We start from the raw sequence: 15,464 nt of genomic DNA, 5'->3' as shown, positions 1-15,464 counted from the left end.
GCCCACCCTTTCGCGTGAAAGAATGGGCCTTCAGGGCATAAGGTGCAAGCGCGCTGCTGTGGGGGATCAGTACCCGCGCCAGATCCAGCCGCCGCCATAGATGCGGCTGCTTTCGGGGGCGTAGAAAACGCAGGCCTGACCGGGGCTCACGCCTTCCTCGGGGGTCAGCAGTTCGACCTCGGCCTCGGTGTCCGAGATCGGACGGATGATCGCATCCCGCGGCGGGCGGGTGGAGCGGACCTTCACCTTCAGGTGCCACTCGTCGCGGCTGGTGAAGGGCTCGTCGCCAAGCCAGTTGATCTCGCGCACCGGCACCTTGCGGGTCGCCAGCATCTCTTTCGGGCCCACGATGACCTGCTGTTTGTCCACGTCGAGCTTGACCACATAGAGCGGCTCTTCCAGCCCACCGATGCCAAGCCCGCGGCGCTGGCCGATGGTGTAGTGGATCACCCCCTTGTGGGTGCCCAGCTTGCGCCCGTCCGCATGGACGATCTCGCCCGGCTCGGCGGCACCGGGGCGCAGCTTCTCGATCACCGAGGCATAATTGCCGTCGGGCACAAAGCAGATGTCCTGACTGTCGGGCTTGTCGGCCACCGACAGCCCGTATTTGGCCGCCAGCTCGCGGGTCTCGGCCTTGCTCTTCAGGTGCCCCAGCGGGAAGCGCAGATACGATAGCTGCTCGGGCGTGGTGGAGAAGAGGAAGTAGCTCTGATCGCGGTTGGCATCTGCCGCCGAATGCAGTTCCGGCCCTTCGCCGCCGACCATCCGCTGGATGTAGTGGCCCGTGGCCATGCAATCGGCGTCGAGGTCTTTCGCGGTCTCCAGCAGGTCCTTGAACTTCACCCGCTCGTTGCAGCGGATGCAGGGCACGGGCGTGGCGCCGCCAAGATAGCTCTCGGCGAACTCGTCGATCACCGCATCCTTGAAGATGTTCTCATAGTCCAGAACGTAATGCGGGAAGCCCATCTGCTCGGCCACGCGGCGGGCATCATGGATGTCGATGCCAGCGCAGCAGGCGCCCTTCTTGGCCAGCGCCGCGCCGTGATCGTAAAGCTGCAGCGTCACGCCAACCACGTCATAGCCTTCTTCGGCCAGCATGGCGGCGACGACAGAGCTGTCCACGCCGCCGGACATGGCAACGACCACCCGCGTTTCGGCGGGCGGTTTCGCGAATCCAAGCGAGTTCAGGGTCTGGGTATCGAGGGCCATCATCAATCTCCGGGAGTCCGGGGGAATATAGGAAAATGCGTCATACTAACAAGGGCGCGTTTTAGACAGCGTTAAATCACGCAAGCCCAATATGCGTCACCCCCATAGCTCGGGCGGGCGCATTGACGGCGGCAAAGGCTCAGAGCCGACGGGGGGAGCAGGCTGGGGAAGCAGGGAAGGCACGAGGGCGGAACTTGGAAGAGCAGGGACGACGAAGATGTACCTCAAGAAGATCGACGGCCCCCGCGCGGTGACCTTGCCGGACGGCTCGATCATGACCCGTGCGGACCTTCCACCGCAGGAAACGCGGCGCTGGGTCGCTTCCCGCAAGGCTGCCGTGGTGCGCGCCGTGCGTCATGGTCTGCTCACACAGGCACAGGCGATGGAGTACTACGCGCTCAGCAGCGAGGAACTGGAAGAATGGCTCCGGGCAGTGTCCTCCCACGGGGAAGAGGCGCTCAAGGCAACGCTCATTCAGCGCTTCCGGGAGTAGTGCCGTTGCGTCGTTTTAACGGAACACGGGGAAGGAGAGCCGCGCAGCTTGAAGCTGAGTGGCACGTTCGGTTAGGAGAACTATCCATTTGGGTTTCGTTCCTAAGTTGAATTGACCCCGTGCTTCCCTAGACTGCGGACCAACACACGGGGTCGCAGTAAAGAACCGTTAACTAATTTGGGACAGGCTCGGTCCCAGGGGTAAAAGAGAAGCGGAGACAGCCATGCGAATCCTTCTGGTTGAAGACGATCCAACCACATCGAAAAGCATCGAGCTGATGCTGAACCATGCCAATCTGAACGTCTATGCCACCGATCTCGGGGAAGAGGGGATCGATCTGGCAAAGCTCTATGACTACGATCTGATCCTGCTCGATCTGAACTTGCCCGATATTCACGGGCATGAGGTTCTGCGGCAGTTGCGCCTTGCGCGGATCAATACGCCGATCCTGATCCTGTCGGGGGCCGATGACACCGAGAACAAGATCAAAGGCTTCGGCTTTGGCGCTGACGACTATCTGACCAAGCCTTTCCACCGCGACGAGTTGGTGGCGCGAATCCACGCGATCATCCGCCGCTCGAAGGGGCATTCGCAGTCGATCATCCGCACCGGCAAAGTGTCGGTGAACCTCGACGCCAAGACGGTGACCGTGGCCGAACGCCCGGTGCATCTGACCGGCAAGGAATACCAGATGCTCGAACTGCTCTCGCTGCGCAAAGGCACCACGCTCACCAAAGAGATGTTCCTCAACCATCTCTACGGGGGGATGGACGAACCCGAGCTCAAGATCATCGATGTGTTCATCTGCAAGCTGCGCAAGAAACTCTCCGAAGCGACGGGGGATGAGAACTACATCGAGACAGTCTGGGGCCGGGGCTACGTGCTGCGCGATCCCGAGCCGCCGCTTGGCGCCATGGCGGTCAACGGCTGACTGGACGCGCCTCGCCCCGCGCCCTATCACGTCCTTCGAACGGCGTGATCAAGGGATACGGCAATGGCCCAGAAAGTGGCGGACAAACCGGTTGGCGATCTGACGGAAGCGGAGGCGCGTGACGAACTGGCGCGGCTCGCCGAAAGCCTGTCGCAGGCGAATGTCGCCTATCACACCGAGGACGCGCCCGAGATCTCGGACGCCGAATATGACGCGCTGAAACAGCGCAACATCGCCATCGAAGACCGCTTCCCCGCGCTCAAGCGCGAGGACAGCCCCACCGAGCAGGTCGGCGCGCCGCTGGCCGAAGGCTTCTCTAAGGTGCGCCACGCGGTGCGCATGATGTCGCTGGGCAATGCCTTCGAGGCGGAAGAGGTCAAGGATTTCGACGGGCGCATCCGGCGCTATCTCGGCATGTCGCAATTTGCCGAGCTGACCTATACCGCCGAGCCCAAGATCGACGGGCTCTCGCTCTCGCTGCGCTACGAGAACGGCACTCTGGTGCAGGCCGCCACGCGCGGCGATGGCACCGAGGGCGAGAATGTCACCGCCAATGCCCGCACCATTGACGATATCCCGCAGCAGCTCGACGGCGCCGCCGGGGATCTGCCCGAGGTGCTCGAAGTGCGCGGCGAGGTTTATATGAGCCACGCCGATTTCGCCGCCCTCAACGAGCGGCAAGCGGCGCGCGGCGGCAAATCCTTCGCCAACCCGCGCAACGCCGCCGCCGGCTCGCTGCGCCAGCTTGATGCCGAGATCACCCGCGCGCGTCCGCTGAAATTCTTCGCCTACGCCTGGGGCGAGCTGTCGGAGCCGCTGGCCGAGACGCAGATGGGCGCCATCGAACGTCTGCAGGCGCTGGGCTTTCAGACCAACCCGCTGACACAGCTGTGTGACGGGCCGGACGAGATGATCGCCCATTACCGCCAGATCGAGGAACAGCGCGCCACGCTCGGCTATGACATCGACGGCGTGGTCTACAAGGTCAACGACCTTGCCCTGCAGGGGCGGCTGGGTTTCCGGTCCACCACGCCGCGCTGGGCGATCGCGCATAAATTCCCGGCGGAACTGGCGTGGACCCGGCTCGAGGGGATCGACATTCAGGTGGGGCGCACCGGCGCGCTTAGCCCGGTCGCGCGGCTGACGCCGGTGACGGTGGGCGGCGTCGTGGTGTCCAACGCGACGCTGCACAATGAGGATTACATCGCCGGGCGTGACGCCAAGGGCGAGGTGATCCGCCCCGACGCCGAGGGCAACGCCAAGGACATCCGCACCGGCGACTGGGTGCAGGTTTATCGCGCGGGCGACGTGATCCCCAAGGTGGCCGATGTCGATCTCAGTAAACGCCCCGAGGATGCGCAGCCCTACGCGTTTCCACATGTCTGCCCCGAATGCGGCTCCGAGGCGATCCGCGAGGAGGGTGACGCCGTGCGCCGCTGTACCGGCGGTTTGATCTGCCCGGCGCAGGCGGTGGAGAAGCTCAAGCATTTCGTCTCGCGCGCCGCCTTCGACATCGACGGGCTGGGCGCCAAGCAGGTCGAGCAGTTCTACCGCGACGGCTGGGTCAAGGAACCGGCGGATATCTTCGAGCTGAAGGCACGCTATGGCGCGGGCATGCAGCAGCTGAAGAACCGCGAGGGCTGGGGCGACAAGAGCGCCAGCAACCTCTTCGATGCCATCGACGAGCGCCGCAAGATTGAGCTGAAGCGCGTGCTCTTCGCGCTCGGCATGCGCCACGTGGGCGAGGTGGTCGCGGGCGATCTGGCCAAGCACTACCTCAGCTGGTCCGCGATGATCGAGGCGGTGGACGCCGCGCTGCCCGCCGCCGAGCGCTATCGCAAGGCCGAGGCCGCGGTGGAAGACGAGCGCAAGGCCGCCGCCGCCGAGGGCCGCCGCGCGCGGATCAAGGAGACGCAGGATGCGGTCTGGGCCGAAGAGCCGAAGGTGCCCGCCGAGGCGAAATCCGCGTGGAACGATCTTGTGGGTATCGACGGTATCGGCGCCACGGTGGCGGTCTCGCTGGTGACGTCGATGAACCAAGAGGCCGAGCGCGCCTCGATCGACCGGCTGGTGGCGCATCTCGACATTCAGGACGCCGAGCGTCCGGCGACCGAAGGCAGCCCCGTCGCGGGCAAGACCGTGGTGTTCACCGGCACGCTGGAAAAGATGACCCGCGCCGAGGCCAAGGCCCGCGCCGAGGCGCTTGGGGCCAAGGTCTCGGGCTCGGTGTCGAAAAAGACCGACATTCTCGTCGCTGGCCCCGGCGCTGGCAGCAAGGAAACCAAGGCCCGCGAGCTTGGCATCGAGATCATGGATGAGGATGCATGGCTGGCGCTGATAGGGGGGTGAGAGTGCACATGAGGAGCGCCGCATGAGCCAGCGCCCGGAACCGCTCTGGCCGCTGTTTGCCGAGCTCAAGACGCTGGACGGCGTCGGCCCGAAGACCGCGCAGGCCTTCGAGGGGCTCGACGTGCACGCCCCGCGCGACCTGCTGCTGACGCTGCCGCATGCGGTGATCGACCGGCGTCCGCGCGGCTCGGTGCAGGAGGCGGTGCTGCCCGGCACGGTGACGGTCGAGGTGCAGGTGCTGCGCCACATGGCCCCTGCGGTGAAGGGGCGCCCCTACCGCATTCAGGTCGAGGATGGCGAGGGGCCGTTCCAGCTGGTGTTCTTCCATGGCCGCGCCGATTACCTCACCCGCGTGCTGCCCGAAGGCTCGCGGCGACTGGTCTCGGGCAAGGTCGAGCTCTTCGACGGCATGGCGCAGATGGTCCACCCCGACCACATCCTGCCGCTCGACGAGGCGCATACGCTGCCCGATTTCGAGCCGGTCTACCCGCTCACCTCTGGCGTCACGCAAAAGCTCATGGCCCGCGCCATCCGCGATGCCATGACGCGCGCGCCGCAGATGCCCGAATGGATCGACGGCCCGCTGAAGGACCGCGAGGGCTGGCCCGACTGGCACGACGCGCTCGAGGCCGCCCATGCGCCCGACGGAATGGACGCGCTCAGCCCCTCGGCCCCGGCGCGCGCGCGCCTCGCCTATGACGAGCTTTTGGCGCATCAGCTGACGCTGGCGCTGGCGCGGATCAACCGCCGCCGCGGCAAGGGGCACCCCACCCTGGGCGATGGCCATCTGCGCCGCCGCGTGCTTGCGGCGCTGCCCTATCGGCCCACCGGCGCGCAGCTGCGCGCGATGGATGAGATCGCCACCGACATGGCCGATGAGACGCGGATGAACCGCCTGCTGCAGGGCGACGTGGGCGCGGGCAAAACGCTGGTGGCCTTCATGGCGCTGCTGATCGCGGTGGAAAGCAGCGCGCAGGGCGTGATGATGGCGCCGACGGAAATCCTCGCCCGCCAGCACCTCGAGGGGCTGCAGCCGCTGGCCGAAAGCGCGGGCGTGGTGGTGGAAATCCTCACCGGCCGCGACAAGGGCGCCGAGCGCAAGGCCAAGCTCGCCGCGCTGGCCGAGGGCAATATCCACATCCTCGTCGGCACCCATGCGGTGTTTCAGGAAGACGTGGTGTTCCGCGACCTGCGGCTCGCCATCGTCGACGAGCAACACCGCTTCGGCGTGCGCCAGCGGCTGGAACTGGGCCGTAAGGGGCAGGGCGCCGACGTGCTGGTGATGACCGCCACGCCGATCCCGCGCAGCCTCGCGCTGGCGCAATATGGCGACATGGATGTCTCGGTGCTCGACGAGAAACCGCCGGGGCGCAAACCAGTGCAGACCGCGCTGGTCTCCACCGAGCGCATCGGCGAGGTGGTCGAACATCTGCGCAAGGCGGTCTCCGAGGGGCGGCAGGCCTATTGGGTCTGCCCGCTGGTCGAGGAAAGCGAGGTCTCGGATCTCACCGCCGCCGAAGAGCGTTTCAAGCGCCTGCGCGCGCAGTTGGGCGAGGGTGTGGTGGGGCTGGTGCACGGCCAGATGCCGCCCGCCGAGAAAGACGCCGCCATGGCGCGCTTCGTCGCCGGGGAGACCAAGGTTCTGGTCGCCACCACGGTGATCGAGGTCGGGGTGAACGTGCCCAATGCCTCGATCATGGTGATCGAACGCGCCGAGATTTTCGGGCTGGCGCAGTTGCACCAGCTGCGCGGCCGGGTCGGGCGTGGCGAGGCAGCCTCGACCTGCCTGCTCATGTACCAGCCGCCGCTGGGCGAGAGCGGCTCGAAACGGCTCACCACGCTGCGCGAGACCGAGGATGGCTTCCGCATCTCCGAGGTCGATCTGCAGATGCGCGGCGCCGGCGATCTCATCGGCACCGCGCAATCGGGCCTGCCGCGCTTCAAGGTCGCCGACCTCGAGGCGCAGTCGGGGCTGATGGCCATGGCGCAGAGCGACGCGCGCAAGCTGCTGGCCGAGGATCCGGGTCTCACCTCCGAACGCGGGCGCGCCGCACGGCTGCTGCTCTGGCTGATGCGGCAGGATGAGGCGATCGGGCTGATTTCGGTCGGCTGAGCGTTTCGGCCTCTTCTAAATCACTGTTTCTGAATGAGGATTCATCTCGTGCGTAGGCAATCTACGCACGGGCGGCGGCGCTGTTCCGGCCTCGCGTTCCGCAGTGTTCGCAAATGTTCTCAAAAAGTTCTTTACACGACTCAGGCGCTATGAGAACAAAAGAGCAACAGAGAACATGATGAGAACACGCTCACAGGGAGAGCCGAGATGATTGCCATGATCCGCACCACAGTGACCCGCGCCCAGTTCAAATCCCAGATGTCCAGCCCCTCGCTGGTGGGGGATATGATCGGCGCGCTGTCGCTCGTCGTCATCCTCGTGGGCGCGCTGCATCTGCCGCTGCTCTGACGTTTTAGATTTCTGCCTGCGGTCTTGTATCCGGCAGCCGGCGCATCCCTGTCCCTCGATGCGCGCGCCTGTTTCCCCATCCGGGTCGCCTGATCCCCGGACGCGCTGCCACGGTCTGTTCCGGATCCACCAAGACACGCCACTGCCGCCGCCTTCCACCCAGGGAGAGCGGCGGTTTTTTTATCACGATTGGGAAAGGGAAGGTCTCAGCGCGCGGCGATCACGCGCGCTGTTTCGCCGCCACCTCATTGGCGGCCTCGGTCGCGGCGTCGAGCGCCAGCATGATCGAGGCATGGCGGTTCTTATAGGCGCTGGCCGGGCGCAGCACCTCCAGCCCATCAAAGGGCGCAGGAGGAGTGGGGCCGTCTTCCTTGAGCATGGCGCGCAGCGCGTCGCGCGCCGTGGCCAATTCGGCGGGTGTGCAGCCGATGATCGCCTCGCCGACCACCGAAGCCGCCGCCTGACCCAAGGCGCAGGCCTTCACGTCCTGCCCGTAGTCGCTGACCTTGCCCTCCTGCAGCGAAAGATCCACCGTCACTGTCGAGCCGCAGAGCGGCGAGCGCTTCTTCACCGTGGCGTCGGGATGCGACAGCCGCTCGGTCCGCGGGATATCCGCCGCCAGCGCAAGGATGCGCGTGGAGTAAAGCTTGATCAGGTCGGTTTCTGCGGAAGTGTCTGCGGACATGGGTTTCCCTTTCGGCTCGCCCCCCATAGATAGGGTGCGCGCCCGGCGGCTGCAAAAAGGAATTTCACCATGAGCTTCGATCCTGCGACTTTGGTCTATGACGCAAACGGTCTGATCCCCTGCATCGCACAGCAGGAGGGCACCGGCGAGGTGCTGATGATGGCCTGGATGAACGCCGACGCGGTGGCGCGCACGCTGGCCACGGGCCGCGTCACCTATTGGTCGCGCTCGCGGCAGAGCTTCTGGGTGAAGGGCGAAAGCTCGGGCCACGTTCAAAAGCTGGTCGAACTGCGCGTGGATTGCGACCGCGACTGCCTGCTCGCCGTGGTCGATCAGACCGGGCCTGCGTGCCACACCAACCGCCGCAGCTGCTTTTACACCGCGCTGCGCGGCGGCGAGGAAGTGGAGATCATGACCCCGGTGCGCGAAGGCTGAGACGCGCCGCGCCGAGGGGCGGAGCCCCTGACACGTCACAGCTGCGGAGCCCCTCAAACGCCACAGCTGCGGAGCCGCTTAGCGCTCCAGCCCCACCATGCGCATGATGTCCTCTGGCGTTGCGCCGCTGTCGCGGTAGGTGGCGATGGCCCGCGCGTCATCGCGCTTTGCCAGCCGTTTGCCCTGCGCGTCGCGGATCAAATCGTGGTGGTGATAGACCGGCGTCACCAGCCCGAGCAGGCGCTGCAGCACCACGTGGATCGCCGTCGCCTCGAAGAGATCGCGCCCGCGCACGACATGGGTGATACCCTGCGCCGCGTCGTCCAGCACCACCGACAGATGGTAGGACCCGGGAAAGTCCCGGCGGGACAGAACCACATCGCCGATGCCGTGGATCAGCGCCTCGGGCGAAAGGCGGACAGGGCCGGTCTCTCCGGCGGGACCGGCACCGGTTTCCGCGAACCCGAGCGGCGTGTCGATCTGCGCCAGCGCCTTGCGCATGTTCAGCCGCAGCGCTTCGCCGTGGGGGCGGGGCGTGGCGCCATAGCCCGGCGCGAGCAGATCGCGGCAGGTGCCGGGATAGACGAGGCCGTCAGGGCCATAGGCAGGCTCTGCGCCCTCCTGCGGCGCCGAGGCGGCGGCCTGAATGTCGCGGCGGCTGCAATGGCAGGGGTAGATCAGCTCGCGCGCCCAGAGATCGTCGAGCGCCGCCTCATAGGCCGGCAGCCGGTCCGACTGGCGCATTGGCGGCGCGTCCCACGTGAGGCCGAGCCACTGCAGGTCCTCAAGGATTTGCGCCTCCCATTGGGGGCGCGAACGGGTGCTGTCGATGTCTTCGATCCGCAACAGAAACGCGCCATCCGCCGCCCGCGCCATGCCCGCCGCCAGCAGCGCCGAATAGGCGTGGCCGAGATGCAGCGGGCCGGTGGGCGAGGGGGCAAAGCGCGTGCGCACATCAATCCTCGCGGCGATAGGCCTTTTCGATGCGGCGGGTGCGGCGTTCCTCGCCGGACTGATAGATCAGCACCCATGCCAGCAGGATGAACATCGGATGCGTCAACCCGCCCGAGAAGATGATCGCCGGCACCCAGACCAGAAAGACCACGATCGACAGGATCGGACGCCCGGTCAGCAGGATCGACAGCGGCGGCAGCAGCAAGGCGAGCACATAGTTCATGCGGGCACCTCCTGCGCGGCGAGCCAGTCCTGCCAGACGCCCTTGGCGCGGTCGGTATAGGCCTTGTAGCGGTCCTTGCGGCCACGGCGGCCACCGCGCAGCCCTTCGAGCGGGCGGAACAGGCCGAAGTTCACGTTCATCGGCTGGAAGGTCTTGGCTTCGGCGCCGCCGGTGATGTGGTGGATCAGCGCGCCATGGGCGCTGTCCTGCGGCACATCGGCGACCGGCTGGCCGAGGATCTCGGCGGCGGCCATGCGGCCTGCGACGAGCCCCATCGAGGCGCTTTCCACATAGCCTTCGACGCCGGTGATCTGCCCGGCGAAACGCAGGTTCGGACGGCTCTTGAAGCGCATCTGCGCGTCCAGCAGCGTCGGCGAGTTGAGGAAGGTGTTGCGGTGGATGCCCCCCAGACGCGCAAAGCTGGCGTTCTGCAGCCCCGGAATGCGGCGGAAGACCTCGGTCTGCGCGCCGTATTTCATTTTCGTCTGGAAGCCGACGATGTTGTAGAGCGTGCCAAGCGCATTGTCGCGGCGCAGTTGCACCACGGCATAGGCCTTTTCCTCGGGATTATGGGGATTGGTCAGGCCGACCGGCTTCATCGGCCCGTGGCGCAGCGTCTCGCGTCCGCGCTCGGCCATCACCTCGATCGGCAGGCAGCCGTCGAAGTAGCCGGCTGTCTCGCCCTCGTGGAACTCGGTCTTTTCGGCGGCCAGCAGCGCGTCGATGAAGCCCTCATACTGCTCTTTGGTCATCGGGCAGTTGATATAGGCCTTTTGCTCTTCTTCGGTCTCGCCCTTGTCGTAGCGGCTCTGCAGCCACGCCGTGTCCATGTCGATCGTGTCGAAATAGACGATGGGGGCGATGGCGTCGAAAAAGGCCAGCGCTTCGCTGCCGGTCTCGGCCTGCAGCGCCTTGCCGAGCGCGCCAGAGGTCAGCGGGCCGGTGGCAAAGATCCAATGGCCGTCATCGGGCAGTTCGGTGATCTCTTCGTCGCTGACCGAGACGTTGGGCAGAGCGCGCAGCTTGGCGGTCACCGTTTCCGAGAACGGGTCGCGGTCCACCGCCAGCGCGCCGCCAGCAGGCAGCCGATGCTCATCGGCGCTTTGCATGATCAGCGAGCCCGCCTGCCGCATCTCCCAATGCAGAAGGCCGACGGCGTTCTGCTCGTCGTCATCCGAGCGGAAGGAGTTGGAACAGACCATCTCGGCCAGATTGCCGGTGCGATGGGCGAAGGTTTCCACCTTCGGCCGCATCTCGTGAATGACCACGTCGACACCCAGCCGCGCCGCCTGCCAGGCGGCCTCGGACCCGGCCATGCCGCCGCCCACGATATGAAGAGTTTTGCTCATGCGGGGCAGATAGGCGATCCGCGCCCCCGTGTTAAGGGGGCGCGGGACGCCAGAGTGCGAAAATCGCGCCGATCTATTGCGCCGCCATGGGCCGGCGGGCCAGCTGGCATTCGGTCCAGAGCGCCTCCAGCGCCTCGGTGAGATGGGCGATCTGCGCCGCGTCATGCACCGGCGAGGGGGTGATGCGCAGGCGCTCGGTGCCGCGCGGCACGGTGGGATAGTTGATCGGCTGGATGTAGATGCCATGCTCCTGCAGCAGCCGGTCCGAGATGTAGCGGCATTTCTGCGGGCAGCCGACCATCACCGGGATGATGTGGCTGGGGTTCTGCAGATGCGGAATGCCGATCCGGTCAAGCGCGGCCCGGACCTGCGCCACGGCGGCGCGCTGCGCCTTGCGCTCGGCGGTCGAGGTCTTGAGATGCGCCACGGCGGCGCGCGCGCCTGCGGCCACAGCGGGCGGCAGCGCGGTGGTGAAGATGAACCCCGAGGCAAAGCTGCGGATGAAATCGCAGGTGGCGGCGGAGGCGGCGATATATCCGCCCATCACGCCATAAGCCTTGCCGAGCGTACCTTGGATCACGTCGATGCGGTCCATCAGCCCTTCGCGCTCGGCCACGCCGCCGCCGCGCGGCCCGTAGAGGCCGACCGCATGCACCTCGTCGAGATAGGTCATCGCGTTGTAGCGCTCGGCAAGGTCGCAGATCGCGGCGATGGGGGCGATGTCGCCATCCATGGAATAGACGCTCTCGAAGGCGATCAGCTTGGGTTGCTCGAGGGGCAGCGCGGCGAGGTGGCGCTCGAGGTCTTCGAGGTCATTGTGCTTCCAGATGATCCGCTGCGCCTTGGAGTGGCGGATGCCTTCGATCATCGAGGCGTGGTTGAGCGCGTCCGACAGGATCACCAGATCGGGGATGCGCGCCCCCAGCGTTCCGAGTGCCGCCCAGTTCGACACATAGCCCGAGGTGAACAGCAGCGCCGCATCCTTGCCGTGCAGATCGGCAAGTTCGGCCTCCAGCAAGACATGCGCATGCGTGGTGCCAGAGATATTGCGGGTGCCACCGGCCCCGGCACCGCAGGCGTCGAGCGCGCCGTGCATCGCGTCCAGCACCGCGGGGTGCTGGCCCATGCCGAGATAGTCGTTCGAGCACCAGACGGTGACTTCGCGCCCCTCGCCATGATGGGTTGCGGCGGGAAAGTCGCCGCGATGGCGTTCAAGCTCGGCGAAATGGCGGTAGTTGCCGTCCTCTTTCAGCCGGTTGAGGTGGTCGCGAAACAGGGCCTCATACATGCTCAGAACTCCGTGGCCGTGGTGGCGATGCGTTCGAGCAGATCGTTGACCGGCGTCATGCTCTCGCGGCCATAGCTGCGATACCCGATGGTGGTACGGCCGTCGCGCGCGGCGGCGTAGATTGCATAGGGGCAGAAGGCGATGTTCGCCGGGTCCGCCTCCATCACCTCGCGCGAGGTGGTTGCGGAACAAAACAGGTACACGTCGGCGCCGTCGAAGAGTTGGACGTCAGAACCGACGTCCTCGGCGGTGCGTGCCAGCATCTCGCCCACATGGCTGACGTGATCGACCACCAGCCCTTCACCGATGATGGCATTCTCGAGCGCGAAGGTGGCGTCCTCGAAGCTGCCGTCGAACTCATGGGTGACGATCTCCTGCGCCAGCGCGGGCAGGGGCAGGGGCAGGGCGCTCGCCGCAAGTATGGCCAGAGTTTTCAGCATGGTTTCCTCCCTTGGTTTGCCCCGCTGCCTTGCTCGGCTCCTCCCGGCGGAATGGGGCTGATCCAGCTTACCATGACTTGTGCTTGGGCCATTATCTTGGCCGCAGAGGTATGGAAGCCGGGAAAACCGACCCACGCCATACGCGGGCCGGTCATTGGTCACTGGCTGAAGGTCGACAGATAGGCGATCACCGCGTCGATCTCTTCCTGCTTGCGCAACCCGGCGAAGGACATCTTGGTGCCTTTCATCGCGTCGCGCGGCTTGGTGAGGAACTCGGTCAGGCGATCATGGGTCCATTTGTCGCCCGCCTCATGCGCCGCCTCGAAGGTCTTCGAATAGCGGAAGTCCTCGACATGGCCGACGGTGGCACCAACGACGCCGTTCAGCACCGGGCCGGACTTGTTCTTGGCATCCTCTCCGACCGCGTGACAGGCTTGGCACTTGCGGAAGATCTTCTCGCCCGCGGCGACAAGCTCCGGATCGGGAGCGGCTGCGGCAGGCGCGGGTTCGGCGGCGGGGCTCTCTGCCTCGGCAGAGGTCTCCGCGGCGGCCATCTGGACCTCTTCGGCGGCTTCCTCCTTCGGGGCGTCTCCGGTGGCCGAGGCCTCTTCATCCGCGCCCTTGTCGGGGGTCACGTCGAGCACCGTGGCCTGCATGGTGATCTCGACGCTCTCCTTGCAGTCCGACATGCAAGGCTCGGTCCGCCACTGCGGGTATTCCGTCTCGGCACGGTCGTCGATGATGAAGCCGTCCGTATTGGGCAGCACCACTTCCGAGAAGTTCTCATCCGAGAGCACGAAGTCATCTTCGACGAGGTAGTTCGAATAGAGGATATAGGCGGTGATCGCATAGACCTCATCGGGAGCCAGCGACTGCGCGTTGCCGAAGGGCATAGAGCGGTGCACATAGTCCCAGACGGTTGACAGATAGGGCCAGTAGCTGCCCACGGTCTTCACCGGGTCCTTGTTGGCGAGCGTGTCCTCGCCGCCCGCCAGCTTGGGCCAGTTGCCCGAGCCTTCGGCAAACTCACCGTGGCAGGAGGCGCAATTGTCGGAGAACAGCATCTCGCCATCTTCGACCGAGCCGCTGCCGGGCGGCAGGCCAGTGCCATCGGGCGAGACGTCGAGGTTCCATGCGGCAACTTCCTCGGGCAGGGCCGGGCGCCCAATGCCGAGCTTGGCCTCCTTAGGGGCCTCATCCGCATGGGCGGCGGCGACCAGCGTGCCCGAGGGCTCGGGGGCCTTGGCCAGCGGAATGGTGTGGCGCGGGCTTTCCGGCATGTCGGCCACGAAACGGTCGGCCATGTTGATCGCAAAGGTCAGGGTGACCGCGATCCCGCCAAAAACGCTGCCGTAAAGCTTAAGAGACTTCGACATTCTCGGCCTCCCCCGTGGGCTTCACCCACCAAGTCTGAATGCAATTGTTGTGGTAGACGGAGTTCTCGCCCCGGACGTCGCGCAACTGCGTCTTGGTGGGCTGCACATAGCCCGTCTCATCCATCGCGCGGGATTGCAGGAACATCTCCTCGCCGCTCCACTCGGTGTCGAGGTAGAAGCGGGTGAGCGCCTTGTTCTCCCCCTCGCGGGCGAGGCGGGCGGTCTGCCAGTTCTTGCCGCCATCGGTAGACACGTCGACGCGGGTGATCTTGCCGTGACCGGACCATGCAAGGCCGGTGATCACCAAGGGGCCATGACCGTGCTTGATGGGGGCCTGCGGGCTGGGCGAGGTGATGACAGACTTCGCGTCCATCACCCATGTCCATTTGCGCGAGGTGCCATCGGCCAGCGTGTCGGTGTATTTGGAGGTCTCCTCGCGGCTCTCCACGGGGCCGTCCATCACCTCGATGCGGCGCAGCCATTTCACCCACATGTTGCCTTCCCAGCCGGGCACCACAAGGCGCACCGGATAGCCATGCTCCTTGCGCAGCGCCTCGCCATTGGCCTTGAAGGCGACCAGCACGTCATCCAGCGCCTTCTCCATCGGGATCGAGCGGCCGTTAGAGGAGGCATCGGCGCCCTCGACATAGACCCATTTGTCCGTCGTGGCGGGAAGACCGGCTTCTTGCAGCAGGGTGCGCAGCGGCACGCCGGTGTATTCCATGTTGTGGATCATGCCATGGGTGAACTGCGCGCCATTGAGCTGCGCGCCCGCCCATTCCATACCGGTGTTCGCGGCGCATTCGCAGAAATACACGTGGTTCTCGCGCGGGAAGCGTTCGAGATCCTCATAGGTGAACACCAGCGGCTGATCGACCAGGCCGTTGATCATCAGCCGGTAATCTTCCTTGCGCAGTTCGATCGCGCCGGAGTGGTGCCGCTCGAAAGCGCAGCCCTGCGGGGTGATCGTGCCATCGAGCGCGTGGATCGGCGTGAAGTTGATCGAGCTGATCGGATCGGCGGTCAGCCATGGCACGTTGCGGCGCACCACGTCTTCCTCGAAACGGATCGGCATGCCGTAGGGCGTGGCATCGACGCCGTCGCCAAACCCCTGCGCCCAGGGTTGCACCTCTGTGATCAGCGGGTCGGGGCCATCCGCGGCGCGGGCGGCGCCTGCGGTGACCGCCACGGTGGCGGCCCCCTGCAGGAAGGCGCGGCGCGAGGTCTTCGGTTCGCTCATTCTCTCCTCCTTGAAGTCTTTTGCACCGGCC

Annotated in this window: 15 protein-coding genes; 6 read left to right on the top strand and 9 right to left on the bottom strand. The window is 65.9% G+C overall.

What is annotated here, in order from left to right:
• Positions 1-66: 66 nt before the first annotated feature.
• A complete protein-coding gene (gene mnmA / locus AYJ57_RS02020; protein WP_066100480.1) occupies positions 67-1,209 on the bottom strand; it encodes a tRNA 2-thiouridine(34) synthase MnmA in 1,143 nt (380 codons plus the stop codon).
• Between the two features lie 217 nt (positions 1,210-1,426).
• Here mnmA and sciP point away from each other — a divergent pair, with 217 nt between their 5' ends.
• The 5 genes from sciP (at position 1,427) to AYJ57_RS25800 (ending at position 7,443) form a co-directional block, all read left to right on the top strand.
• Entirely contained in the window at positions 1,427-1,702 is a 276-nt protein-coding gene (gene sciP / locus AYJ57_RS02015) for a CtrA inhibitor SciP (protein WP_066100477.1), read from the top strand.
• 223 nt (positions 1,703-1,925) lie between these two features.
• Entirely contained in the window at positions 1,926-2,633 is a 708-nt protein-coding gene (gene ctrA / locus AYJ57_RS02010; protein WP_066100474.1) for a response regulator transcription factor CtrA, read from the top strand.
• A 63-nt stretch (positions 2,634-2,696) separates the two neighbouring features.
• Positions 2,697-4,982 (top strand): NAD-dependent DNA ligase LigA, encoded by a 2,286-nt coding sequence (ligA, locus tag AYJ57_RS02005; RefSeq protein ID WP_066100472.1) that lies wholly within the window; start codon positions 2,697-2,699, stop codon positions 4,980-4,982.
• Between the two features lie 22 nt (positions 4,983-5,004).
• The gene (gene recG / locus AYJ57_RS02000; RefSeq protein WP_066100469.1) at positions 5,005-7,095 is read left to right on the top strand and encodes an ATP-dependent DNA helicase RecG; all 2,091 of its coding nucleotides are present in this window, start codon (positions 5,005-5,007) and stop codon (positions 7,093-7,095) included.
• Positions 7,096-7,302: 207 nt separating this feature from the next.
• On the top strand, positions 7,303-7,443 hold the full coding sequence (locus AYJ57_RS25800; RefSeq protein WP_157373905.1) for a hypothetical protein: 141 nt from the start codon (positions 7,303-7,305) through the stop codon (positions 7,441-7,443).
• A gap of 220 nt (positions 7,444-7,663) precedes the next feature.
• Here AYJ57_RS25800 and AYJ57_RS01995 read toward each other — a convergent pair whose 3' ends face one another.
• Positions 7,664-8,128: an iron-sulfur cluster assembly scaffold protein gene (locus tag AYJ57_RS01995; protein WP_066100466.1), complete on the bottom strand. Its 465-nt coding sequence runs from the start codon at positions 8,126-8,128 to the stop codon at positions 7,664-7,666.
• Positions 8,129-8,197: 69 nt separating this feature from the next.
• Here AYJ57_RS01995 and hisI point away from each other — a divergent pair, with 69 nt between their 5' ends.
• Positions 8,198-8,563 carry a phosphoribosyl-AMP cyclohydrolase gene (gene hisI / locus AYJ57_RS01990; RefSeq protein ID WP_066100464.1) on the top strand — a complete coding sequence of 122 codons (366 nt, stop codon included), beginning with the start codon at positions 8,198-8,200 and terminating at the stop codon, positions 8,561-8,563.
• A gap of 78 nt (positions 8,564-8,641) precedes the next feature.
• On the opposite strand, the gene gluQRS is transcribed toward hisI, so the two are convergent.
• From gluQRS to soxC, 7 genes are all read right to left on the bottom strand, one after another.
• Positions 8,642-9,517 (bottom strand): tRNA glutamyl-Q(34) synthetase GluQRS, encoded by an 876-nt coding sequence (gene gluQRS / locus AYJ57_RS01985; protein ID WP_066100461.1) that lies wholly within the window; start codon positions 9,515-9,517, stop codon positions 8,642-8,644.
• A gap of 1 nt (position 9,518) precedes the next feature.
• Complete coding sequence (locus tag AYJ57_RS01980) at positions 9,519-9,740, bottom strand: hypothetical protein (protein ID WP_066100458.1); 222 nt, start codon at positions 9,738-9,740, stop codon at positions 9,519-9,521.
• A complete protein-coding gene (trmFO, locus tag AYJ57_RS01975; RefSeq protein WP_066100456.1) occupies positions 9,737-11,089 on the bottom strand; it encodes a methylenetetrahydrofolate--tRNA-(uracil(54)-C(5))-methyltransferase (FADH(2)-oxidizing) TrmFO in 1,353 nt (450 codons plus the stop codon). Before trmFO ends, AYJ57_RS01980 begins: the two co-directional genes overlap by 4 nt.
• Before the next feature lie 73 nt (positions 11,090-11,162).
• A complete protein-coding gene (gene hemA / locus AYJ57_RS01970) occupies positions 11,163-12,377 on the bottom strand; it encodes a 5-aminolevulinate synthase (RefSeq protein WP_066100453.1) in 1,215 nt (404 codons plus the stop codon).
• 2 nt (positions 12,378-12,379) lie between these two features.
• A complete protein-coding gene (locus AYJ57_RS01965; RefSeq protein WP_157373903.1) occupies positions 12,380-12,817 on the bottom strand; it encodes a DUF302 domain-containing protein in 438 nt (145 codons plus the stop codon).
• Positions 12,818-12,975: 158 nt separating this feature from the next.
• Positions 12,976-14,193, bottom strand: coding sequence for a c-type cytochrome (locus AYJ57_RS01960; protein ID WP_066100450.1), 1,218 nt, complete (start codon positions 14,191-14,193; stop codon positions 12,976-12,978).
• The gene (gene soxC, locus AYJ57_RS01955) at positions 14,177-15,433 is read right to left on the bottom strand and encodes a sulfite dehydrogenase (RefSeq protein ID WP_066100447.1); all 1,257 of its coding nucleotides are present in this window, start codon (positions 15,431-15,433) and stop codon (positions 14,177-14,179) included. Before soxC ends, AYJ57_RS01960 begins: the two co-directional genes overlap by 17 nt.
• Positions 15,434-15,464: the final 31 nt, after the last annotated feature.

It is taken from the genome of Salipiger sp. CCB-MM3, from assembly GCF_001687105.1.
Lineage (GTDB): Bacteria > Pseudomonadota > Alphaproteobacteria > Rhodobacterales > Rhodobacteraceae > Salipiger.
Note: the sequence above shows the minus strand (reverse complement) of the source record. Positions and strands in the feature narration are given on the sequence as shown.

What these genes read in the sequence shown, in the direction of transcription:
- ctrA (WP_066100474.1), top strand. Translation starts at nt 1,926, where the DNA reads ATGCGAATCCTTCTGGTTGAAGACGATCCAACCACATCGAAAAGCATC.
- hemA (WP_066100453.1), bottom strand. Translation starts at nt 12,377, where the DNA reads ATGTATGAGGCCCTGTTTCGCGACCACCTCAACCGGCTGAAAGAGGAC.
- AYJ57_RS01995 (WP_066100466.1), bottom strand. Translation starts at nt 8,128, where the DNA reads ATGTCCGCAGACACTTCCGCAGAAACCGACCTGATCAAGCTTTACTCC.
- recG (WP_066100469.1), top strand. Translation starts at nt 5,005, where the DNA reads ATGAGCCAGCGCCCGGAACCGCTCTGGCCGCTGTTTGCCGAGCTCAAG.
- AYJ57_RS01980 (WP_066100458.1), bottom strand. Translation starts at nt 9,740, where the DNA reads ATGAACTATGTGCTCGCCTTGCTGCTGCCGCCGCTGTCGATCCTGCTG.
- soxC (WP_066100447.1), bottom strand. Translation starts at nt 15,433, where the DNA reads ATGAGCGAACCGAAGACCTCGCGCCGCGCCTTCCTGCAGGGGGCCGCC.
- hisI (WP_066100464.1), top strand. Translation starts at nt 8,198, where the DNA reads ATGAGCTTCGATCCTGCGACTTTGGTCTATGACGCAAACGGTCTGATC.
- ligA (WP_066100472.1), top strand. Translation starts at nt 2,697, where the DNA reads ATGGCCCAGAAAGTGGCGGACAAACCGGTTGGCGATCTGACGGAAGCG.
- AYJ57_RS25800 (WP_157373905.1), top strand. Translation starts at nt 7,303, where the DNA reads ATGATTGCCATGATCCGCACCACAGTGACCCGCGCCCAGTTCAAATCC.
- trmFO (WP_066100456.1), bottom strand. Translation starts at nt 11,089, where the DNA reads ATGAGCAAAACTCTTCATATCGTGGGCGGCGGCATGGCCGGGTCCGAG.
- AYJ57_RS01960 (WP_066100450.1), bottom strand. Translation starts at nt 14,193, where the DNA reads ATGTCGAAGTCTCTTAAGCTTTACGGCAGCGTTTTTGGCGGGATCGCG.
- AYJ57_RS01965 (WP_157373903.1), bottom strand. Translation starts at nt 12,817, where the DNA reads ATGCTGAAAACTCTGGCCATACTTGCGGCGAGCGCCCTGCCCCTGCCC.
- sciP (WP_066100477.1), top strand. Translation starts at nt 1,427, where the DNA reads ATGTACCTCAAGAAGATCGACGGCCCCCGCGCGGTGACCTTGCCGGAC.
- mnmA (WP_066100480.1), bottom strand. Translation starts at nt 1,209, where the DNA reads ATGGCCCTCGATACCCAGACCCTGAACTCGCTTGGATTCGCGAAACCG.